The sequence below is a fragment of the Micromonospora sp. NPDC047465 genome (assembly GCF_040643125.1).
In the GTDB taxonomy this organism is placed as follows: domain Bacteria; phylum Actinomycetota; class Actinomycetes; order Mycobacteriales; family Micromonosporaceae; genus Micromonospora.
The window spans coordinates 1-21,188 of record NZ_JBEYTP010000022.1; the positions used below are offsets into that span (position 1 = coordinate 1).

The 21,188-nt window shown below is 74.1% G+C and carries 18 protein-coding genes and 1 pseudogene; 9 read left to right on the forward strand and 10 right to left on the reverse strand.

Annotation, left to right across the window (positions count from 1 at the left end; translation table 11 throughout):
• Together ABZ793_RS20190 and ABZ793_RS20195 are read left to right on the forward strand one after the other, a co-directional pair.
• A partial coding sequence (locus ABZ793_RS20190) for an NAD-dependent malic enzyme (RefSeq protein ID WP_357459349.1) occupies positions 1 to 688 on the forward strand: 688 nt, incomplete at its 5' end.
• 103 nt (positions 689 to 791) lie between these two features.
• Positions 792 to 1,754 (forward strand): zinc-binding dehydrogenase, encoded by a 963-nt coding sequence (locus tag ABZ793_RS20195; protein ID WP_357459352.1) that lies wholly within the window; start codon positions 792 to 794, stop codon positions 1,752 to 1,754.
• 48 nt (positions 1,755 to 1,802) lie between these two features.
• Here ABZ793_RS20195 and ABZ793_RS20200 read toward each other — a convergent pair whose 3' ends face one another.
• The 3 genes from ABZ793_RS20200 to ABZ793_RS20210 form a co-directional block, all read right to left on the reverse strand.
• The gene (locus ABZ793_RS20200; protein ID WP_357459354.1) at positions 1,803 to 2,771 is read right to left on the reverse strand and encodes a chlorophyllase; all 969 of its coding nucleotides are present in this window, start codon (positions 2,769 to 2,771) and stop codon (positions 1,803 to 1,805) included.
• A gap of 233 nt (positions 2,772 to 3,004) precedes the next feature.
• A complete protein-coding gene (locus tag ABZ793_RS20205) occupies positions 3,005 to 3,544 on the reverse strand; it encodes an aminoglycoside adenylyltransferase (RefSeq protein ID WP_357459356.1) in 540 nt (179 codons plus the stop codon).
• A gap of 82 nt (positions 3,545 to 3,626) precedes the next feature.
• Entirely contained in the window at positions 3,627 to 4,517 is an 891-nt protein-coding gene (locus ABZ793_RS20210; RefSeq protein WP_357459359.1) for an alpha/beta hydrolase, read from the reverse strand.
• 156 nt (positions 4,518 to 4,673) lie between these two features.
• On the opposite strand from ABZ793_RS20210, the gene ABZ793_RS20215 reads away from it, so the two are divergent.
• On the forward strand, positions 4,674 to 4,844 hold the full coding sequence (locus tag ABZ793_RS20215) for a hypothetical protein (RefSeq protein WP_357459362.1): 171 nt from the start codon (positions 4,674 to 4,676) through the stop codon (positions 4,842 to 4,844).
• 14 nt (positions 4,845 to 4,858) lie between these two features.
• On the opposite strand, the gene ABZ793_RS20220 is transcribed toward ABZ793_RS20215, so the two are convergent.
• The 7 genes from ABZ793_RS20220 to ABZ793_RS20250 all read right to left on the reverse strand — a co-directional run bounded on the left by ABZ793_RS20220 (position 4,859) and on the right by ABZ793_RS20250 (position 15,252).
• Positions 4,859 to 5,977: an acetate kinase gene (locus ABZ793_RS20220; RefSeq protein ID WP_357459365.1), complete on the reverse strand. Its 1,119-nt coding sequence runs from the start codon at positions 5,975 to 5,977 to the stop codon at positions 4,859 to 4,861.
• 188 nt (positions 5,978 to 6,165) lie between these two features.
• Positions 6,166 to 8,235 (reverse strand): phosphate acetyltransferase, encoded by a 2,070-nt coding sequence (pta, locus tag ABZ793_RS20225; protein ID WP_357459368.1) that lies wholly within the window; start codon positions 8,233 to 8,235, stop codon positions 6,166 to 6,168.
• A 141-nt stretch (positions 8,236 to 8,376) separates the two neighbouring features.
• The gene (locus ABZ793_RS20230; RefSeq protein ID WP_350680287.1) at positions 8,377 to 8,556 is read right to left on the reverse strand and encodes a DUF6104 family protein; all 180 of its coding nucleotides are present in this window, start codon (positions 8,554 to 8,556) and stop codon (positions 8,377 to 8,379) included.
• A 137-nt stretch (positions 8,557 to 8,693) separates the two neighbouring features.
• On the reverse strand, positions 8,694 to 12,431 hold the full coding sequence (locus ABZ793_RS20235) for a multifunctional oxoglutarate decarboxylase/oxoglutarate dehydrogenase thiamine pyrophosphate-binding subunit/dihydrolipoyllysine-residue succinyltransferase subunit (protein WP_357459371.1): 3,738 nt from the start codon (positions 12,429 to 12,431) through the stop codon (positions 8,694 to 8,696).
• A 282-nt stretch (positions 12,432 to 12,713) separates the two neighbouring features.
• Positions 12,714 to 13,526, reverse strand: coding sequence for an ABC transporter permease (locus ABZ793_RS20240; protein ID WP_357459374.1), 813 nt, complete (start codon positions 13,524 to 13,526; stop codon positions 12,714 to 12,716).
• Positions 13,523 to 14,458 (reverse strand): ABC transporter ATP-binding protein, encoded by a 936-nt coding sequence (locus ABZ793_RS20245; RefSeq protein WP_357459376.1) that lies wholly within the window; start codon positions 14,456 to 14,458, stop codon positions 13,523 to 13,525. The genes ABZ793_RS20240 and ABZ793_RS20245 overlap by 4 nt, the downstream gene beginning before the upstream one ends.
• A gap of 131 nt (positions 14,459 to 14,589) precedes the next feature.
• Positions 14,590 to 15,252, reverse strand: coding sequence for a hypothetical protein (locus ABZ793_RS20250; RefSeq protein WP_357459379.1), 663 nt, complete (start codon positions 15,250 to 15,252; stop codon positions 14,590 to 14,592).
• A gap of 161 nt (positions 15,253 to 15,413) precedes the next feature.
• Here ABZ793_RS20250 and ABZ793_RS20255 point away from each other — a divergent pair, with 161 nt between their 5' ends.
• The 6 genes and pseudogenes from ABZ793_RS20255 to ABZ793_RS20280 all read left to right on the forward strand — a co-directional run bounded on the left by ABZ793_RS20255 (position 15,414) and on the right by ABZ793_RS20280 (position 21,143).
• Entirely contained in the window at positions 15,414 to 16,187 is a 774-nt protein-coding gene (locus tag ABZ793_RS20255) for a GNAT family N-acyltransferase (RefSeq protein WP_357459381.1), read from the forward strand.
• Positions 16,184 to 17,005, forward strand: a pseudogene (locus ABZ793_RS20260) (lysophospholipid acyltransferase family protein); the annotation flags it as partial. The gene ABZ793_RS20255 and the pseudogene ABZ793_RS20260, both read left to right, overlap by 4 nt.
• 360 nt (positions 17,006 to 17,365) lie before the next feature.
• On the forward strand, positions 17,366 to 18,196 hold the full coding sequence (locus tag ABZ793_RS20265) for a DUF4097 family beta strand repeat-containing protein (RefSeq protein ID WP_357459383.1): 831 nt from the start codon (positions 17,366 to 17,368) through the stop codon (positions 18,194 to 18,196).
• Complete coding sequence (locus tag ABZ793_RS20270; RefSeq protein WP_357459385.1) at positions 18,193 to 18,810, forward strand: PadR family transcriptional regulator; 618 nt, start codon at positions 18,193 to 18,195, stop codon at positions 18,808 to 18,810. Before ABZ793_RS20265 ends, ABZ793_RS20270 begins: the two co-directional genes overlap by 4 nt.
• A 75-nt stretch (positions 18,811 to 18,885) precedes the next feature.
• Positions 18,886 to 19,587 carry a response regulator transcription factor gene (locus ABZ793_RS20275; protein ID WP_091103329.1) on the forward strand — a complete coding sequence of 234 codons (702 nt, stop codon included), beginning with the start codon at positions 18,886 to 18,888 and terminating at the stop codon, positions 19,585 to 19,587.
• Entirely contained in the window at positions 19,584 to 21,143 is a 1,560-nt protein-coding gene (locus ABZ793_RS20280) for a HAMP domain-containing sensor histidine kinase (RefSeq protein ID WP_357459388.1), read from the forward strand. The genes ABZ793_RS20275 and ABZ793_RS20280 overlap by 4 nt, the downstream gene beginning before the upstream one ends.
• The last annotated feature ends 45 nt before the right edge of the window (positions 21,144 to 21,188 follow it).

Consider the following 21,188-nt stretch of genomic DNA (forward strand, 5'->3'; position numbering starts at 1 on the left):
GCACGGCACCGCGATCGTCGTGCTCGCCGCGCTGCGCAACGCCGCCACGCTGCTCAACCGCAAGCTCGGCGACCTGCGGGTGGCGGTCAGCGGCGCCGGCGCCGCCGGGGTGGCGGTGACGAAGATGCTGGTCGCCGGCGGCGTGGACCCGGACCAGGTGGTGGTCTGCGACTCCAAGGGCATCATCGGCCGGCACCGGTCCGGGCTGACCGACACGAAGGCCGAGCTGGCCGCGATGACGAACGCCGACGGCCGCGAGGGCGACATCGCCGAGGCGCTGCGCGGCGCGGACGTGCTGATCGGCGTCTCCGGCGGGCAGATCCCGGAGCAGGCGGTGGCCGGCATGGCGGCGGGGGGCATCGTCTTCGCGCTGGCCAACCCGACGCCCGAGGTGCACCCCGAGGTGGCCGCCCGGCACGTGGCCGTCGTCGCCACCGGCCGCAGCGACTACCCGAACCAGATCAACAACGTGCTGGCGTTCCCAGGCGTGTTCCGGGGCGCGTTGGACGCCCGGGCCACCCGCATCACCGACGGCATGAAGGTGGCCGCCGCCGACGCCATCGCGGGCGTCGTGGCCGAGTCGCTCACCGCCGAGGCGATCGTCCCGTCCCCGCTCGACCCCCGGGTCGCCCCCGCGGTGGCCGAGGCGGTCGCCGAGGCCGCCCGCCGCGACGGCGTCACCCGCTGAACGGCGGAGGGGGCCTTCCCTGTCGCCCGGGCGACACGGACGGGCCCCTCCGCACACCTCGGCCCAGGAGGAAGCCTTCTTGTCGGCCGCTCGGCTTGTTACCGTGCCGATCATGCGTGCCGCCTTCGCCTCCCGTCTCGACGACGCCAACCCGCTCGCCGCGCTCACCGTCGGCGAGCAGCCCGAGCCCGCCCACCCGGCCGACGACTGGGTGACCGTGCAGGTGCGGGCCAGCTCCCTCAACCACCACGACCTGTGGTCGCTGCGCGGCGTGGGGCTGCGCGCGGAGCAGCTGCCGATGATCCTCGGCTGCGACGCCGTGGGCGTGGACCCGGACGGCAACGAGGTCGTCGTCTACCCGGTGGTCGCCACCCCGGGCGACCCGCGCGGCGTCTCCATCCTCTCCGAGCACTTCCCCGGCACGCTGGCCGAGCGGGTCGCCGTGCCCCGGTCCAACCTGGTGCCGCTGCCGGCGGGCCTGGCGGCGACGGACGCGGCCTGCCTGCCGACCGCCTGGCTGACCGCGTGGCGGATGCTGACCACCGTGGGCCGGGTCGACGACGCCGACGCCGTGCTGGTCCAGGGCGCCGGGGGCGGCGTGGCGACCGCGGCCGTCGCGCTCGCCGCGGCGATGGGCAAGCGGGTGTACGCGACCAGCCGCGACGCCGCCAAGCGGGAGCGGATCGCCGAGCTGGGCGCCACCGCCGTCGAGCCCGGCGCTCGGCTGCCCGAGCGGGTCGACGTGGTGATCGAGACGGTCGGGGCGGCCACCTTCGACCACTCGCTGAAGTCCGCCGCGCCGATGGCCCGGATCGTGGTCTCCGGCGCGACCGCCGGGCACGAGCCGAAGGTCAACCTGCGCCGGGTCTTCGCCATGCAGCTGGAGATCCTGGGCACCTCGATGGGCACCCCTGACGAGCTGTCCGCCCTGCTCGCGTTCTGCGCCGAGCGGGGGGTGCGCCCGGTGGTGGACACGGTCGTCCCGTTCAGCCGGGTCGCCGACGCCTTCGCCCGCCTGCACTCCGGCGACGTCTTCGGCAAGGTCGTCGTCGACCACACCGCCTGACGGCCCCCGGCGGCCGCGCCCGCTCGCCGTCAGGCGGGGCGCGGCCGCTCAGAGGCGGTTGTCGAGGGTGGCGATGTCGTGGCGGGCGGCGTCGGCGGGGATGCGGCGCTTGGCGGCCTCGTCGCCGTAGAGGGACCAGCGCAGGAACTCGACCGTGGTGTCCGAGACCACCCGCAGGGCGTCGCCGTCGCTGAGCAGGGCCCGGCCGTGGTCGCCCTTCGGCAGGCTCAGCATGGCCTTCGGCCAGGGCACCTTGTCGTAGGCGGCCTTGCCGGCGGCGTACTCGACCACCTCGTCGGCCTCGCCGTGCACGAAGAGCTGCGGCGCGGCGGCGCCCGCGAAGGCGGTGCCGACACCGAGCGCGGTGCCGGCGAAGACCACGCCGGCGTCCAGCCGCTCGTCGCGGCCGGCGGTGAAGAGGCCGATCGTGGTCACCCCGCCGGCCGAGTGCCCGGCCGCGGCCACCCGGTCGGTGGCCAGCCGACCGCGCAGCGGGTCGCCGCTGCGGCCGTCGAGGGCGAGCACCTGGGTGAGCGCGTACGACACGTCGGCGGGCTGGTTGAGCACGTCGAGCACGTTGCCGTCGCCGCCCCGCGCGGTGTGCGGGAAGGTCGGGGCGGCCACCACGAACCCGGCCGCCGCCCAGCGGGTCAGCAGCGTCTCGTAGTCGGCCGGCCGCCCGTTCAGGCCGTGGCTGAACATGACGACGGGAAACCTCCCCCGGGCGGCCGCCGCCGAGCGCTCCGGCTCCCCGCCGGCCTTTCCGGACGCGGGGTACCAGACGGTCACCGGCAGCGGCCGGTCCCCGTCGCGGTTCAGCTCGAGCTGTCGTACGCCGACGGCGAACGCCTTCTCGGGGGCGGTGCCGGCGGGCACCAGCGGCGCCGGGGTGCTCGCCTTCGGCGATTCGACGGGAGCGGCCGGGCGGGCGACCGGACCGGCGTCGGCGGAGCAGCCGACCAGACCGGCGGCGAGCAGTGCCGTGGCGAGCAGGGCGGGGGTGGCGCGACGCGACATGGCTCCGATTGTGCCTCGCCGCGCCACCAGCCCCGCCCGGGATCGACGCAGCGCACGGGCCGCGTGACCGGCTCGTGCCGGCTCGTCCCACTCGGGTGCCGGACGCGCGACCGAACCGGGTGGAGCGGCACGTCGTCGTGGCACCGAACGACCCGGACCGCGCCGCGGCGCCGCCGCCGGTTGCTCGGCCGCCGAGGCGTGCCCGCTCGCCCGGGTCGCCGGTCGCCCGGGCGTCAACCGGTCATGGGCGGGGCGTCGGCGACGGCGGCGCGGAGGCGCGCCAGATCGGCGGCGTCCTTGGGCCGGCGGGGGCGCCCCGGCATCCAGACGGGAAACATCTCCTTGAACTCGATCTGGGCGGCCACCGAGATCACCGGGACGGCCAGCGGGCCGATCCGGCCGGGCGGACCGGTCAGCATGCCGTCGGGCAGCGGGCTGCCCGCCCACGGGCCGGCGCCCACCACCACCCGGCCGGCCGCGTCCCGCGCCAGGTACGCGACGCTCACCTCGACGTCGTCGCGGATCAGGTCGAGCTGCAGGTGGACCGGCACCCTCGGGTCTGGCCGCCAGCCGTGCGCCCGCAGCAGGCCGGCCAGCCGCTCCGCGTCGGCACGCCAGCAGTACCAGTCGACGTCGACGTGCGGCCGGGTCACCTCGCCCAGGTGGAAGTCCATCGCCCAGCCGCCCCGCAGCCACACCTCGACGCCGGCCGCCGACGCCAGCCCGGCCAGCTCGGCGATGCCGTCGAGTTGTCGCCCCGTCAGACCGTCCACGGCGGCACCGTAGCCCGGCGGCCCTCGCCGCACCAGAGCGTTACCCGTACCGGGGGGGCGTCCAGGGCGGCCGGTGCGGCGGTCAGCGGGCGGAGCGGGTCTCGAACGCCGTCACGCCCGGAAGGCGGGCGCCGCCGGGCAGGCGCCGGCCGGCGTCCGGGTCGCCGTAGAGGGTCCAGCGGAGGAAGTCCGTGGTGGTGGCGAGGACCTGGTCGAAGCCGGGCCGCCCCGGGGTCAGGTACTCGCCGTGGCCCTGCCCGAGCAGGCTCAGGAAGGCGGCCGGGCCGGTCGTGCGGTCGTACGCGGCCCGGCCGACCGACGCCGGCACGATCGGGTCGGCCGTGCCGTGCACGAACAGCAGCGGCGCCGCCGGGCCGGCGAAACTGCCCGCCATGCCGCCGCCGGCGATCACGATGCCGGCCCGCAGCCGCCCCGACCGTCCGGAGGTGAACATCCCCGCCGTGGTGAAGCCGCCCGCCGAGTGGCCGGCGGCGGCGAACCGGGTGACGTCGAGGTGCCCGGCGAGCGGGTCACCGCGCCGGGCGTCGAGCCGCACCAGGTGCCGGACGAGCCGCCAGCCGTCGGCCGGCTGGTGGCGTACGTCGGCGCGGCTGAACCGGGGCGTCCCGCGCCGGGTGTGCGGGTAGGCCGGGGCGGCCACCACGAAGCCGGCGGCGGCCCAGCGCGTGGTCAGCCCGGCGTGCAGCTCGGGGAGGCTGTGCAGCCCGTGGCTGTAGACCACCACCGGGAACCGGCCCGCCGCCACCGCGTCCCCGTCCACCGGGTACCAGACGGTCACCGGGAGCGGCCGAGTCGAGGTGGGGTCGACGGTGAACGTCCGCACCCCGACGGCGTACGTCGTCTCGGGGGCCGGACGGGCCGGCGGCGCGCCGCTCCCGGGCGCGGCGGTGGCCGGCGCGCAGCCCGCCAGCAGCGCCGTCATCAGCACGGCGACCAGCCGCTTCACCCCCACCGTTCCACGGTAGGTGCCGGGTCGTCCGGACCGTCCCCACCGTCCGGCCGGACACTCCCGTCGGCCGGGCGGATCCCGTCCACCGGCCGGCCCGACCTCGGTCGGGCGGCGCGTGGCGGACTACGGGGCGGTAGCGACTTGGCTAGGGTCACCGGCATGCCTGAGAACCACACCGACCCGAGCGGCAACACCGCGGCGTTCCGCGCCTTCGCCAACACCGCCGAGCCGGAGGCGCCGGCCGCCGCCTCCCGCACGCCGCTGCTGGTGGGCGCGGCGGTGGCCGCCGTCGTGCTGGTCGCTCTCCTCGCCTGGCTCGCCCTGAGCTGACGCCCGGGCCCGGGTCAGCCGGCGGCGCCGACCACGGCCCGCGTCTGGAGGGCGATCTCGCGCTCCTCGTCGGTGCCGAGGACGCAGACCGTCACCTCGGCACCCTCGGGGGAGATGACCCGGTCGCCACTGCCGGCGTTGCGCTCCGGGTCCACCGCGATGCCGAGCCGGTCCAGGCCGGCCAGCGCGGCGGCGCGCACCGGCGCGGCGTGCTCGCCGACCCCGGCGGTGAAGGCGATCGCGTCCACCCGCCCGAGCAGCGCGTAGTACGCCCCGACGTAGCCGGTGATCCGCCGGCAGTAGACGTCGAAGGCGAGCGTGGCCGCCGGATCGCCGTCCGCCCGGCGCCGGAGGACCTCGCGCATGTCGTTGGCGCCGGTCAGCCCGAGCAGGCCGCTGCGGTGGTTGAGCAGGTCGTCGATCTCGTCGACGGAGAGCCCGCCCTCCCGGCGCAGGTGGAAGATGACGGTCGGGTCGAGGTCGCCGCTGCGGGTACCCATCACCAGGCCCTCCAGCGGGGACATCCCCATCGAGGTGGCCACGCTCCGGCCGCCGGCGACCGCGCAGGCGCTGGCCCCGTTGCCCAGGTGCAGGGTGATCGTGTTCACCTCCGCGTACGGGCGGCCGAGCAGCTCGGCGGCGCGCCGGGACACGTACGCGTGCGAGGTGCCGTGGAACCCGTACCGCCGGATGCCGTACCGCTCGGCGGTGGCCCGCTCGACCGCGTAGGTCGCGGCGGCCTCGGGCAGCGTCGTGTGGAACGCGGTGTCGAAGACGGCGACCTGCGGCACGTCCGGCAGCGCGGCCAGGGCGACCTCGATGCCGGTCAGGTTGGCGGGGTTGTGCAACGGCGCGAGCGGGATCAGGTCGCGGATCGCGGCGAGCACCGCGTCGTCGAGCAGGACGGGCTCGCCGAACCTCTTGCCGCCGTGGACCACCCGGTGCCCGACGGCGGCCAGCCCGGCCAGGTCGAGCCCGGCGAGGATCTCCCGGACGGCGGTCTCGTGGTCGGCCGGGCCGCCGCCCGGCTCGCCGACCCGCTCCACGGTGCCCCTGTCGAGCACCCGCTCGCCGTCGAAGAGCCGGAACTTCACCGACGACGATCCGCAGTTGAGCACGAGCACCCGGCTCACGGGCGCCTCCTTCCGGCGGCCGGGCCGACCCGGGCGCTCATGACGACACTCCGCTTCGCTGCGTGCCGCCATGAGGCACCGCCGCACTGAGCCTGCTGATTCGCTCGCTCCGCTCGCTCATGACGACACTCCGCTTCGCTGCGTGCCGCCATGAGGCACCGCCGCACTGAGCCTGCTGATTCGCTCGCTCATGACGACTCCTCGGCCGCGGCCTGGATGGCGGTGATCGCCACGGTGTTCACGATGTCCGGCACGGTGGCTCCCCGGGACAGGTCGTTCACCGGCCGGCGCAGGCCCTGCATCACCGGCCCGACGGCCACCGCACCGGCGGAACGCTGCACCGCCTTGTACGTGTTGTTGCCCGTGTTCAGGTCGGGGAAGACGAAGACCGTGGCCCGGCCGGCGACCGTGCTGCCGGGCAGCTTCGTCGCCGCGACCGCCGGGTCGATCGCCGCGTCGTACTGGATCGGCCCCTCGACCAGCAGGTCGGGGCGGCGCTCCCGGACCAGTTCCGTGGCCGCCACGACCTTCTCCACGTCGGCGCCCGCCCCGGAGCTGCCGGTGGAGTAGGAGAGCATGGCGACCCGCGGCTCGATGCCGAACCGGGCGGCGGTGTCCGCCGAGGAGATGGCGATGTCGGCGAGCTGGGCGGCGTCCGGGTCGGGGTTGACCGCGCAGTCGCCGTAGACCAGCACCCGGTCGGCCAGCAGCATGAAGAAGACGCTGGAGGCGACCGAGACCCCCGGCACCGTACGGATGATCTCGAAGGCCGGCCGGATCGTGGCGGCGGTGGTGTGGGTCGCCCCGGAGACCATCCCGTCGGCGTGCCCGGTCTGCACCATCAGGGTGCCGAAGTAGTTCGGCTGGGCGACGATGTCGTGCGCCAGTTCGGCGGTGACCCCCCGGTGGGCGCGCAGCTTCGCGTACTCGACGGCGAACTCGTCGCGCCACTCGCTGGTGACCGGGTCGACCACCCGTGCGCCGGTGATGTCGATGCCCAGCTCGCGGGTCCGCCGCACGACGTCGTCGGGGCGCCCGAGCAGGGTGATGTCGGCGACGCCCCGGCGCAGCAGGATCTCCGTCGCCCGCAGGATCCGCTCCTCCGCCCCCTCGGGCAGCACGAGGTGCCGGCGCCGGGCCCGGGCCCGGTCGATCAGGTCGTTCTCGAACATCAGCGGGGTGACCCGCCCGGAGCGGCTGACCCGCAGCCGGCGGGCCAGGTCGTCGGTGTCGACGCAGCGCTCGAACGCGCCGAGTGCGGCCTCCACCTTGCGCGGGTTGGCCGCGCTGGGGCGGCCCTCGATCCGGCTGGACGCGGCCACCGTGTCGTAGCTGTCGCTGGGCACGGAGAGCACCGCGAGCCCGGTGCTCAGCCCCTCCACCAGCCGCATCGCGCGCGGGTCCGGCTGCTCGCCGAGGGTGAGCACCACCCCGGCGATCGAGACCTGCCCGGCCACGTGCGCCGCGCTCGCCGCCACCAGCAGGTCCGCCCGGTCCCCGGGGGTGATCACCAGGGCGCCCTCGGTCAGGTGGTCCAGCAGCGTCGGCACGTGCGCCGCGCCGACCACGTAGTCGAGCACGTCGCGGCCGAGCGCGTCGTCGTCCCCGGCCAGCAGCGTGGCGCCGAGCGCCGTCGCCACCTCGGCCACCGTCGGCGCCGACACGGTCGGCACCTCCGGGATGGCGTACGCGGGGACCGGCAGGTCCGGCAGGGCCATCGGGCCGGGCACCCGGTTGGCGACGACCGCCAGCACCGTCGCCCCGAGATCCTCCAGATCGTGGTACGCCCCGCGCGCCGCCGCCGCGATCGCCGCCGGCTCCTGCCCGAAACCGTCGACCACGGGCACCACCACGCTGCCGAACTCGGTGGCCAGCCGGGCGTTGAAGGCCAACTCGCGGGGCCCGGCGCCGTCGCCGCCGTCGGCGAAGTCGCTGCCCACCACGACCACCGCCGGGCAGCGCCGCTCGACCTCCCGGTAGCGCGTGACGATGCCGGCGATCAGTTCCTCCCGCCGCCCGTCGGCGACCAGCGCGGTGGCCTCGGCGTACGTGGTGCCGCTCAGGTCGGCCAGCGGCAACCCGATCCGGTACCGGTCGCTGAGCAGGGCGAGGATCGGGTCGGGGCCGTGCCCGCCGACCAGCGGCCGGAACGCGCCGATCCGCTCGACCTGCCGGGACAACAGCTCCGCCAGCCCGAGCGCGACGGTCGACTTGCCCCCGCCGGATCCCACGCTGGTCAGGTACACACTCCGGGCCACGCACCCACCCTAGAAGATCGTGTAGCCGTCCGCCCGGGACCTTGGACCCACCCGCCCGGGCCGTTGATCATGAAGTTGTTGTCGCCCTCCTCGGCGTGTCGCGACAACAACCTCACGATCAACGCGAGGTGGACGGTCGGGTTACTCGTCGTCTTCGTCGTCGAGGCGCGCCAGCCAGGTGGCGAAGCGCTCGATCGGCGTCTCGAACTCGGGGTTCAGGTCGACGAAGTCGCGGAGGCGCTCGCCGAGCCACTCGACGCTGACGGACTCCTCGCCCCGCCGCTGCACCAGTTCCTCGATCCCACGGTCCGTGAAGTACATGCTGTCCGTTCCTCGCTTGTCAGTCTGCTGTCGATGGGCGTTCGGATCGTCCCGGGACGGACGCCGGCCGGGACGCCGACGGGGCAGGGACCGTCAGCGCGACGGTCCCTGCCCCGGTTGTCGGTGCGGTGCTCAGGTCACGGGCGGGGGAGAGCCGCCTCGATCAGCGCGGTCTGCTCGACGTCGTGCATCTTCGCCGAGCCGACGGCCGGGGCGGCCGCGGCCGGGCGGGAGATGCGGCGCAGCCGGACGTCGGCCAGGTGCTCCAGCAGGTTGAGCGCGACGAACGACCAGGCGCCCTGGTTGGCCGGCTCCTCCTGCACCCAGGCGTAGTCCTCGGCGTTCGGGTACGCCGCCAGCGCGGCCCGGATCTCCTCCACCGGCATCGGGTAGAGCTGCTCCAGCCGGATGATCGCGGTGTCGGTGATGCCGCGCTCCTGCCGGGCCTGGAACAGGTCGTAGTAGACCTTGCCCGAGCAGAGCAGCACCCGCTTCACCGCCTCCGGCGCCGGGGCGCCCGGGTCGCGCAGCACCGGCTGGAAGGTGCCGGTGGTGAACTCCTCGACGGAGGAGACGCAGAGCTTGTGCCGCAGCAGCGACTTCGGCGTGAACACCACCAGCGGCTTGCGCTTCGGCGAGAGCGCCTGGCGCCGCAGCAGGTGGAAGTAGTTCGCCGGGGTGGTCGGGATGGCCACCCGCATGTTGTCCTCGGCGCACATCTGCAGGAACCGCTCCGGGCGGCCGGAGGTGTGGTCCGGGCCCTGGCCCTCGTGGCCGTGCGGCAGCAGCAGGGTGACCGCGGAGCGCTGCCCCCACTTCACCTCGCCGGAGGAGACGAACTCGTCGATCACCGACTGGGCGCCGTTGACGAAGTCGCCGAACTGCGCCTCCCAGCAGACCAGCGCGTTGATGTTCTCCACCGAGTAGCCGTACTCGAAGCCCATCGCCGCGTACTCGCTGAGCAGGGAGTCGTGCACGAAGAACCGGGACCGCTCGCCGTCGCCGGTCAGCGACTGCAGGGGCAGGTGGTCCTCGCCGGTCACGGCGTCGACCACGGCGGCGTGCCGCTGCACGAAGGTGCCCCGGCGGGAGTCCTGACCGGCGAGCCGGACGGTGACCCCGTCGTGCAGCAGCGAGCCGAACGCGATGATCTCGCCGAAGCCCCAGTCGATGTTGCCCTCGACGGACATCTTGGCCCGCCGGTCGAGCAGCTGCTGGATCCGCTTGTGCGGGGTGAAGCCCTCCGGCAGGTTGACGTGCGCCTCGCCGATGGCCTTGACGACGGCGGCGTCGGTGGCGGTCTCCACCTGCGGCTCCGGCTCGTCCTCCCGCTTGGGGCGGCTGAGCTGGCGCGGCATGGTGGCCGCGTCGCGGGTGGCCTTGAAGACCCGCTCCAGCTGCGACTGGTAGTCGCGCAGCAGCTCCTCCGCATCCTCCACGGTGATGTCGCCGCGCCCGATCAGCTCCTCGGTGTAGAGCTTCCGGACGGACCGCTTCGAGTCGATGATCTTGTACATCTGCGGGTTGGACATCGACGGGTCGTCGCCCTCGTTGTGCCCGCGCCGGCGGTAGCAGACCATGTCGATGACGACGTCCTTGTTGAACGCCTGCCGGTACTCGAAGGCCAGCCGGGCGACCCGGACCACGGCCTCGGGGTCGTCGCCGTTGACGTGGAAGATCGGCGCCTGGATCATCCGGGCGACGTCGGTGCTGTAGAGGCTGGAGCGGCTGTACTCCGGGGCGGTGGTGAAGCCGACCTGGTTGTTGACCACCACGTGCACGGTGCCGCCGGTGCGGTAGCCGCGCAGCTGGGAGAGGTTGAGCGTCTCCGCCACCACGCCCTGGCCGGCGAAGGCGGCGTCGCCGTGCACCGCGAGCGGCAGCACGGTGTAGCCCTCCAGCTTGAGGTCTATCCGGTCCTGCTTGGCCCGGACGATGCCCTCCAGCACCGGGTCGACGGCCTCCAGGTGCGACGGGTTCGCCACCACCGAGACCTTGACCGCGTGGTCGCCGTCCGGCGTGGTGAACTTGCCGTTCTGACCCAGGTGGTACTTCACGTCGCCGGAGCCCTGCGTGGAGCGCGGGTCCAGGTGCCCCTCGAACTCCGAGAAGATCTTCTCGTACGGCTTGCCGACGATGTTCGCCAGCACGTTGAGCCGGCCGCGGTGGGCCATGCCGATGACGACCTCGTCCAGCCCGCCCTCGGCGGACGCCTCCAGCACCTCGCCGAGCAGCGGGATCAGCGACTCGCCGCCCTCCAGCGAGAAGCGCTTCTGCCCGACGTACTTGGTCTGCAGGAAGGTCTCGAACGCCTCGGCGGCGTTGAGCCGGTTGAGCACGTGCTTCTGCTCGTCCGGGGACGGCTTCTCGTACTTGCGCTCGATCCGCTCCTGGATCCAGCGCCGCTCCTCCGGGTCCTGGATGTGCATGTACTCGATGCCGACCCGGCGGCAGTACGAGTCGCGCAGCACGCCGAGGATGTCGCGCAGCTTCATCCGCTGCTTGCCGGCGAAGCCGTTGACCGGGAACTCGCGGTCCAGGTCCCACAGGGTCAGCCCGTGCTGGAGGACGTCCAGGTCCGGGTGCTTGCGGATCTTGAACTCGAGCGGGTCGGTGTCGGCCATCAGGTGCCCGCGCACCCGGTAGGCGTGGATCAGCTCGTGCACCCGGGCCGTCTTGTTGATCTGGCCCTCGCTGTTGACCGCGACGTCGCGCATCCAGCGCACCGGCTCGTACGGGATGCGCAGCGAGGTGAAGATCTGGTCGTAGAAGCCGTGCTCGCCCAGCAGCAGCTCGTGCATGACCTTGAGGAACTCGCCGGACTGCGCGCCCTGGATGATCCGGTGGTCGTACGTGCTGGTCAGGGTGATGACCTTGCTGACCGCCAGCTCGGCCAGGGTGGCCTCGGACATGCCCTGGTAGGGGGCCGGGTACTCCATCGCGCCGACGCCGATGATCGCGCTCTGCCCCTGCATGAGCCGCGGCATCGAGTGCACGGTGCCGATGCCGCCGGGGTTGGTCAGCGAGATCGTGGTGCCGGAGTAGTCCTCCATGGTCAGCTCGTTGCGGCGGGCGCGCCGGACCACGTCCTCGTACGCCTGCCAGAACTGCCGGAAGTCCATCTGCTCGCAGGCATTGATGGACGGGACCACCAGGTTGCGGCTGCCGTCCGGCTTGACCAGGTCGATCGCGATGCCCAGGTTGACGTGCTCGGGCCGGACCATGACCGGCTTGCCGTCGACCTCGGCGAAGGAGTTGTTCATCTCCGGGTGGGCGACCAGCGCCCGGACCATCGCGTACCCGATGAGGTGGGTGAAGCTGACCTTGCCGCCGCGCCCACGGGTGAGGTGATTGTTGATCACGATGCGGTTGTCGACCAGCAGCTTGGCCGGGACGGCGCGCACGCTGGTGGCGGTCGGCACGGCGAGCGAGGCGTCCATGTTCTGGACGATCTTCGCCGCCACGCCGCGCAGCGGCGTGGTCTGCGGGCCGGCGGCGGTCGGCTTGGTCGGCGCGGGCTTGGCCGGGGCGGCCTTCGCGGGCGCCGGCTTGGCCGGGGCGGCCTTGGCGGCCGGCTTCTCCGGCTTGGCCTCCGGCTTCTTCTCCGCCGGCTTGGCGGCGGCCGGCTGCGCGACCGAGGTGGTCGCCTCCTGCTGCCCGGCGGGCTCCGGCGCGGCGGCCGGCTTCGGGGGCTGCTGTTCAGCGCGGGGCGTGCCGGCGCCGGGCGCCGGACGGTAGTCCGCGAAGAAGTCGTGCCAGGCCGAATCGACGCTGGTGGGGTCGGCGAGGTAGCGCTGGTACATCTCCTCGACGATCCACTCGTTCGGACCGAAACCCGCCAGTGGGTTCTCCTGCGAAGTCTGCTGGGTCGACACGGCCGGTAATCGCCTCTTTCACGCGGGTTTGTGTGTCACGCGGTGTCCCCGTGCCGCCCTGTCTGCGAGCGCCCACGAGACGGCTCCCAGGCTACGCCGTGCGGATGCCGCAGGCATTTCCGCCTCCGCCGCGTGGTCCGTTTCACAGAAGATGCCAGAAGTTGGCCAAACGCTGCGTGTTCCGCCGACTGCTGGTAAGGCCCGTCGGGCCGCCGGCGCCCGGTACGACGGGGGGCGGGGGCGGTGCCCGGCACCACCCCCGCCCCCCGTCGTCCGAACCCGTCAGGAGATGTCGCGACGGCGGGTGATCGCGACGCCGACCACCCCGCTGACCACCGCGTAGCCGATCAGCACGAGCGCGCCGACCCACCACTCGGGGGTGAAGTCCGTCTGGCCCTCGCTGACCATGACGGTCGAGGCGACGGCCGGCCAGATCACCTGCCACTTGGCCACGGCCTGGTTCTCCAGCACGTTCGCCAGCAGCATGAACAGCAGCCCCACCACCTGCGTGCCGACCAGGTAGAGCACCGCGGCGGTGATCACCGCGCCGAGCTGGTTGGTGATCAGCGTGCCGATCCCCACGCCGAGGACCGTCCAGATCGCGTACGCCAGCAGGTTGAGCAGCAGCGCCCGCTGCACGGCCCACTCGTCGAGCAGGGTGCCGTAGTCGTTGATCGACAGGAAGATCGCCCCGGCGGCCAGGTCGATCACGGTGGTCACCAGCCAGAACCCGAAGCCCAGCAGGCTCGCCGCGACGAGCTTGCTGAGGATCACCGACGTGCGGCGCGGCGTGGACAGGAACGTCGTGGTCGCCGTCTGGTGGAAGAACTCGTTGGTGACCATCAGGATGCCGATCAGCATCACGAACATCAGGCCCAGGTACTGCCCGGAGGTGTAGAGGTTGGCGGCCTGCGCCGCCGCGGACGCCATGTCGCCGGTGACGCCCAGGCTCTCGCCCTTGCCGCTCAGCGTCTCGTCGGCGACCCAGGCGTTGAACGCGAACGCCAGCGCGATCGACAGGAACGCGCCGATGGCCAGCCACCACCACGTGCTGGTGGTGCGGATCTTGAGCAGCTCGGATCGGACGAGGTTCATCGGATGCCCGCCTTTCCGGCCGTCAGCTCCAGGAAGACCCGTTCCAGGTCAGGCCGTTCCGTGGTCAGTTCGTGTAGTTCGACGCCGGCGGCCAGGGCGACCCGGCCCACGGTCGGGGCGTCCACCCCGCCCACCAGCAGGGTGCCGTGCTCGTCGACGTCGACGGTGGCCGGGCCGTCCTTCAGCGCCACGGTCAGCGCGTCGGCCTGCGGGGTACGCACCCGCACCCGGACGCCCTGCGCCATCGACCCGATCACGTGCTCGACCGTGCCCTGCCGGACGAGCTGGCCGGCGGCGATGATCACCACGTCGTCGGCGAGCAGCTGCATCTCGGACAGCAGGTGGCTGGAGACCAGCACGGTGCGGCCCTCGTGCGCGAGGTTCTTGAGGAACCCGCGCATCCACCGGATGCCCTCCGGGTCCAGGCCGTTGGCCGGCTCGTCGAGGATCAGCACCCGGGGGTCGCCGAGCATGGCGGCGGCGATGCCGAGCCGCTGCTTCATGCCGAGCGAGTAGCCCTTGAACTTGCGCTTCGCCGCCGGCGTGAGCCCGACCAGCGCCAGCGCCTCGTCGGCCCGCTGCTTCGGCAGCCCCGCCGCCGCGCAGAGCACCCGCAGGTGGTTGATACCGGTGCGGCCCTTGTGCGCGCTGGACGCCTCCAGCACCGCGCCGACGTGCCGCAGCGGGTCGGTCAGGTCGACGTACCGGCGGCCGCTGATGGTCGCCTGTCCGCCGGTCGGGGTGACCAGGTTCAGCAGCATGCGCAGGGTGGTGGTCTTGCCGGCGCCGTTGGGGCCGAGGAACCCGGTCACCCGCCCCGGCTCGACCGTGAAGGACAGATTGTTCACGGCCCGGACGTTCTTGTACTGCTTCGTCAGGCCGGACACGACGATCTGACCGTCACTCGTGGGGCTTCGCTGCCCGTCAGTCATTGCTCTCCTTCGTGCGGGGGCGTCGGGGTACGCCGTGACACAGCGTGGCGGGCGGGCGCAACGAGGTCAATCAGGCGCGCTCCGTAGATCCACCTCCGCCTCAGGCAGGAGGCCCTCCTCCCCAGGAACGACTACCCGCCGGCCCCCGCCACGGCGATCCAGGTCGCCCGGGCCCAGGCCAGGAGGGTGCCGTCGGGGGCGTACAGGCTGGTGTGCACCAGCGCCTTGCGGCCCTCGCCGTCGACCATCGCGCCGGTCACCACGCACTCGTCGCCCGGCTCGGGCAGCGCCGCGACCACCGCCGCGATGCGGCCGAGGACGTACGGCCGGCCGGGCGCGATGACGGCCCAGCCGCCGGGGCAGTCCAGCGCCGCCCAGACCGTGGCGGGAGTGACCGACCCCGGCGCGCGGAACGGCGCGGCGGTCCGGCCGTCCGGCAGCCGGCCGGGGAAGATCCGCAGGCCGTCGGGGCGGTCCGGGCCGCAGACGTAGCAGCCCGGGAAGGGGTGGTCCACCAGTCCGGGGTACGCCGCCGACGCGGCCCGCGCGGCCGGTAGGTCCACCGGCGGCACGACCGCGCGGGGATCCTCCGTGGGGCGGACCTGGGCGACGACCAGGCCCTCCGGGTCGCGGACCTCCCCGTCGACGAGAGTGAGCAGGGTCTCCAGCGGGGGCGGGCGGCGCAGCGTCACCTCGACCGGCCCCGGGGCGCCGGACGCGGCGGCGAAGACCCCGGCGCTCCAACCGCCGTTGCCCGAGCCGGGCGGCCCGTTGTGGCGCGACTCGATGATCATCAGACACCTCCCGCGGCGCGGCGTCCGGCCCCGTCGCCGGCCCGCCCCCGGCAGCCTCGCACGCCCGCCGGCCGGCCCCGCCACGGGTCGCCGACCGCCGTTCACCTCATCGACACTCCTCACCCCAACGCCCGGCAACCCGAGCCGCCTACACAGGTGCCATGGCCGTTCTGCACGCCGCTGGCGCACCCCTGACGACCAGCGGATACACCCTGCTGATCGCCGACGACCCGAGCGAGGTCGCGGCCGCGCAACGCCTCCGTCACGAGGTGTTCGCCACCGAGCTCGGCGCCACCCTCCGCCCCGACTCCGCCGGGCGCGACGTCGACGAGCTCGACCCGTACTGCGACCACCTGATCGTCCGGCAGGAGAGCACGGGCGAGGTCGTCGGCACGTACCGGCTCCTCCCGCCGGACCGCACCGACCGCCGGTACGCCGAGACCGAGTTCGACCTCGCGGCGCTGGACCCGCTCCGGGAGCAGTTGGTCGAGGCCGGCCGCTCCTGCGTGCACCCCGGCCACCGCTCCGGCGCCGTGATCAACCTGATGTGGGCCGGCATCACCCGCTACCTGCACCTGCGCGGGTCGCGCTGGCTCGGCGGCTGCGCGTCGGTGCCGGTGGCCGACGGGGGCCGGGCCGCCGCCGCCGTGTGGGACGAGGTCCGGGCCCGGCACCTGGCCCCGCCGCCGCTGCGGGTGCGTCCACGCCGCCCCTGGTTCGCCGAGCCGGGCGCGACGACCGGGCCGGCCGACGGTCCGGCGGGGCGGGCCGTGCTGCCGCCGCTGCTGCGCGGCTACCTGCGCCTCGGCGCCTGGGTCTGCGGGGAACCCGCGTACGACCCGGACTTCGGGGTGGCCGACTTCTACGTGCTCTTCTCCCTGGACCGGATGAACCCCCGCTACCTGCGGCACTTCCTGGGCGGGGCCGAGCGGTGAGTGCGGCACCTCTCTGGCTGCCCGCGTCGGGCTGCGGGCCGGCCTGCCTCCCGGTCGCCGGCGCGGCCGGTGCCGCGCCGGCGACCCGGCGGGTGGCCCGGCTGCTGGCGGTGCTCGGGATGCTGCTGGCGGGCACGGTGCTGGCCGCGCTGCTGCCGGTGCTGCCGGCGGGGGAGCGGGCCGTGGCCGTGCGTGGCTGGGCCCGGGGGACGCTGCGCGCCCTCGGCGTACGCCTGGTGGTGCGCGGCCGGGCGCCGCGGCGGCCGGCGTTGCTGGTTGCCAACCACGTCTCCTGGCTGGACGTGCTGGCGCTGCTGGCCGTCGAGCCGGCCCGGATGGTGGCCAAGCGGGAGGTGCGGTCCTGGCCGTTGATCGGACTGCTCGCGACCGCGTCCGGCGCCGTCCTGGTCGACCGGGCCCGGCCGCGCGACCTGCCGGTGACGGTGGCCCGGGTCGCCGCCGTGCTGCGCGCCGGCCGCCCGGTGGCGGTCTTCCCGGAGGGTACGACGTGGTGCGGGGCCGGCGCGGTCGGCTGCCGCCCCGGCCGGGGGTTCCGCCCGGCCCTGTTCCAGGCGGCGATCGACGCCGGGGCGCCGGTGGTGCCGCTACGGATCGGCTACGCGTGCGCGGCGACCGGCGTGCCGACCACGACCGCGGCCTTCGTCGGCGACGACAACCTGTTCCGCTCGCTGGGTCGGGTGCTCGCCGCCCGCGACCTGGAGGTCCGGGTGACCGTCTCCGCCGCGCTGCACCCCGCGCGGGACGCCGACCGTCGACTGCTCGCCCGGACGGCCGAGTCGGCCGTGCACCTCGTGCCGCCGCCGGCCGGGTCGGCGGCCCCGGGCGCGCCGGCGCTGTCCGCGCAGGTCGCCTCGCCGGCGCTGTCCGTGCCGGCGCTGTCCGCGCCGGTCGCCGTGCCGGCGCTGTCCGCGCAGGTCCCCGCGCCGGCACCGTTCCCGCCGGTCGCCGCGCCGGTGCCGTTCCCGCCGCTCGCCGCGCCGTCGGAACCGGGGCCGCCCGCCGGGCCGGCCGGACCGGAGCGGAGGCTCGACCTGGCCGCCTGACCCCCGGACGGCGACCGTTCGCCGTCCAGCGGCACCCTTGTCCTATCGCGATGTATCGCGTTACTGTCCTGTCGTGGGACGCGCCGGGCCGGCGCGTCACCGGAGGGAGGACCGATGACCGGCTGGACCGTGGACGCCCCGCAGCGGCTCACCCTGGACGGGCCGGTCACCCGGCTGGACGTCCACCTGCTCAGCGGCCGCCTCAACGTGGTGGCCACCGACGGCCCGGCCCGGGTCGACGTCACCCGGGTCGGTCGCCGGCCGGTCCTGGTCGAGCACCGGGACGGTCGGCTCTCCGTACGCCAGCAGCGGCGCCGGCGGTGGTCGGAGTTCGTCTGGTGGGTGGGGCCGCTGTCCCGGCTGGCCCGCGTCGACGTCTCCGTCGCGGTCCCCGCCGACGTGCTGGCCGACCTCGAACTGGTCGAGGGCTCGCTGGTCGCGTCGGGCCTGCGCGGTCGGACCCGGGTGGAGGTGACGGCGGGGCGGATCACGCTGATGGGGCTGCGCGGCCCGACGTCGGCGAAGACCACGTCGGGTCCGGTCGAGGCGCTGGGCGTGTCCGGCGACCTCGACCTGGAGACGATCTCGGGCGAGGTGACCCTCGCCGACAGCGCGGCCGGGCAGGTGCGCGCGGCCACCGTCTCCGGCGCCATCACCTGCGACCTGGACAATCCCCGGCGCAGCGACATCCGGCTCAGCACGATCTCCGGCGGCATCACCGTCCGGGTCCGCGAGGACAGCGACCTCGCCGTGCGCCTGCACACCACGTCGGGCCGGATCACCAGCGGCTTCGCCCAGGTGCGGGGCAGCGCCGCCCCCGGGGCGGTGGTCGACAGCGAGGGAGTGCTCGGCGCGGGCGAGGGTAAGCTCTGGGCTTCCGCCACCTCGGGCAGCATCGCGCTGCTCGCCCGCCGGGTGGACGACCAGGAAGAGGAGCTGCCGTGACCGCCGTGTTCAGTCACGGGCGGCTCCGGCTCTACCTGCTCAAGCTCCTCGACGACGGCCCGAAGCACGGCTACGAGCTGATCCGCCTGCTGGAGGAGCGGTTCCTCGGCCACTACGCGCCCAGCGCCGGCACCATCTACCCCCGGCTGCAACGGATGGAGGCCGACGGGCTCGTCACCCACACCGCCGTCGGAGGCCGCAAGGTCTACGAGATCACCGAGGCCGGCCGGGCCGAGCTGCGCCAGCGGGCCGGCGAGCTGGCCGCCCTGGAGTCGGACATCGCGGCCTCGGTCGAGGACCTGTCCGCGCTGGCCGGGGAGATCCGCGACGAGGTACGCGGCTCGGTCCGCGACCTGAAGCGGGAGCTGCGCGAGGCGGCGCGGCAGACCCGACGGGCCCGCTGGACGCCCCCGGCGCCCGGTCCGGCGCCCGCCCCCGGCCCCGCCGCAGGGCCGGAAACGACACCGCTCGCCGAGTTCGACCAGCGGCTGGCGGCCTTCGCCGTCGAGGTGGGCGCCCTGGTGCGGGCCCGCAGGCTCACCGACTCGCAGCTGCGTACGGCGATCCGGCTGCTCGACGGCGCGTTGGACGGGCTGCGGCGGCTCCTGCGCTGACCACGGCGGTCGGCTCACAGGCTTTTTCCAGGAAGTGCCCAGCGCGGACGCAGCGAGAGCGCGGATGATGGGCGCATGGCCGCTACCCAGACCGAGGCGCGACTGCTCGTCGTCGAGGACGATCCCAACATCCTCGAACTGCTCTCCGCGAGCCTGCGCTTCGCGGGCTTCGACGTGGCCACCGCGACGAGCGGCAGCGCCGCCCTGCACGCCGCCAAGGACCACCGGCCCGACCTGGTCGTGCTCGACGTGATGCTGCCCGACCTGGACGGCTTCGAGGTCATCCGGATGCTCCGCGAGGGCGGTACGCGCACGCCCGTGGTCTTCCTCACCGCGCGCGACGCCACCGACGACAAGATCCGCGGGCTGACCCTGGGCGGGGACGACTACGTCACCAAGCCGTTCAGCCTGGAGGAGCTGACCGCCCGGATCCGGGCGGTGCTGCGGCGGACCAGCACCGGCGAGCAGGCGCCCTCCCGGCTGACCTTCGCCGACCTGGAGCTGGACGAGGAGACCCACGAGGTGCACCGGGCCGGCCAGCGGGTGCAGCTGTCGCCGACGGAGTTCAAGCTGCTGCGCTACCTGATGCTGAACGCCAACCGGGTGCTGTCGAAGGCGCAGATCCTCGACCACGTGTGGAACTACGACTTCCGGGGCGACGACAACATCGTCGAGTCCTACATCTCCTACCTGCGCCGCAAGGTGGACAACACTCAGCCCCGGCTGATCCACACCCTGCGGGGCGTCGGGTACGTGCTGCGCAAGCCGGCGGCGTGAACCCGGTCCACCAGGGGAAGGCATGGCTGCGCGGCGTCCCGCTGCGGGTGAAGCTGGTCGCCGCGGTCCTGACCCTGGTCGCCGCCGCCCTCCTGGTGATCAGCTCGCTGACCACCGTCTTCCTTCGGGGCTACCTCATCGAGCAGGTGGACGAGGAACTGAGCCGCACCACCGGCTCGGTGGCCGCGGTGCTGAACCTGTACAAGGAAGGCCGGAAAAGCACCACCACGCTGCCCAGCGACTTCATCATCTCGTTGGCCCAGCCGGCCGGGGTGATGTCGCCCGAGTACGACAGCCGCAACATCCGCCCGGAACAGCTGCCGCGGCTACCGAGCACCACCGAGGGGTTCGCCGCGCTGACCGGCGAGCCGCGCACGGTGCTCGCGCAGGACCACAGGTCTCGCTGGCGGATGCTCTACACCCAGTTGGACGACGGCGAGATCCTGGCCGTCGGCCAGCACCTCACCGACGTCGACCAGGCCGTCAAACAGCTGATCTGGATTGACCTGCTGGTCGGCGGGGCGGTGCTGATCCTGCTCGCCTCGATCGGCGCGGCGATCGTCCGGACCAGCCTGAAGCCGCTGGTGGAGATCGAGCGTACGGCCGCCGCCATCGCCGGCGGTGACCTCACCCGGCGGGTGCCCGACCCGGAGGAGGGGCAACTCGTCCCGACCTCGGAGCTGGGCCGGCTCTCCCGGGCGCTGAACGCCATGCTGACGCAGATCGAGGCCGCCTTCACCGCCCGGGCCGCTTCGGAGACCGCCGCCCGGGCCGCCGAGACCGCGGCGCGGGACGCGGCCGGCGCGGCGCGGGCGTCCGAGGCGCGGGCCCGGCGCTCGGAGGAGCGGATGCGGCAGTTCGTCGCGGACGCGTCGCACGAGCTGCGGACGCCGCTGACCACCATCCGGGGCTTCGCCGAGCTGTACCGGCAGGGCGCGGCGAGCGCGCCGGAGCAGACCGCCGACCTGCTGCGCCGCATCGAGCAGGAGGCGGCCCGGATGGGGCTGCTGGTGGAGGACCTGCTGCTGCTGGCCCGGCTGGACCGGGAACGGCCGCTCGCCCTCGCCCCGGTGGAGCTGCCCGTGCTGGCCAGCGACGCGGTCGAGGCCGCCCGGGTGGTGGCGCCGGAGCGCCGGGTGGAGCTGGAGATCGAGCCCGGGTCCGGCCCGCTGGTGGTCTACGGCGACGACGCCCGGCTCCGTCAGGTGATCGGCAACCTGATGACCAACGCCCTCACGCACACCCCGCCGGACGCCTCGGTGACCCTGCGGCTGCGGGCCGAGTCGGGCAACCTGGCCGTGGTGGAGGTGGCGGACACCGGCCCCGGGCTCACCCCCGACCAGGCGGAGCGGGTCTTCGAGCGCTTCTACCGGGTGGACGCGGCGCGTACCCGGCGGGCCGGCGGCAACACCGGCACCGGGCTCGGCCTGGCCATCGTGGCGGCGTTGGTGCGCGCGCACCACGGCACCGTCGAGGTGGCCGACACCCCGGGCGGGGGCGCGACCTTCCGGGTCCGGCTGCCGCTCGTGCCCGACATCGAGGGTGATGGCGAGTGACTTTCAGCCAACATTCAGGCCGGTTCCAGGCTGGTCGCAGTGGTC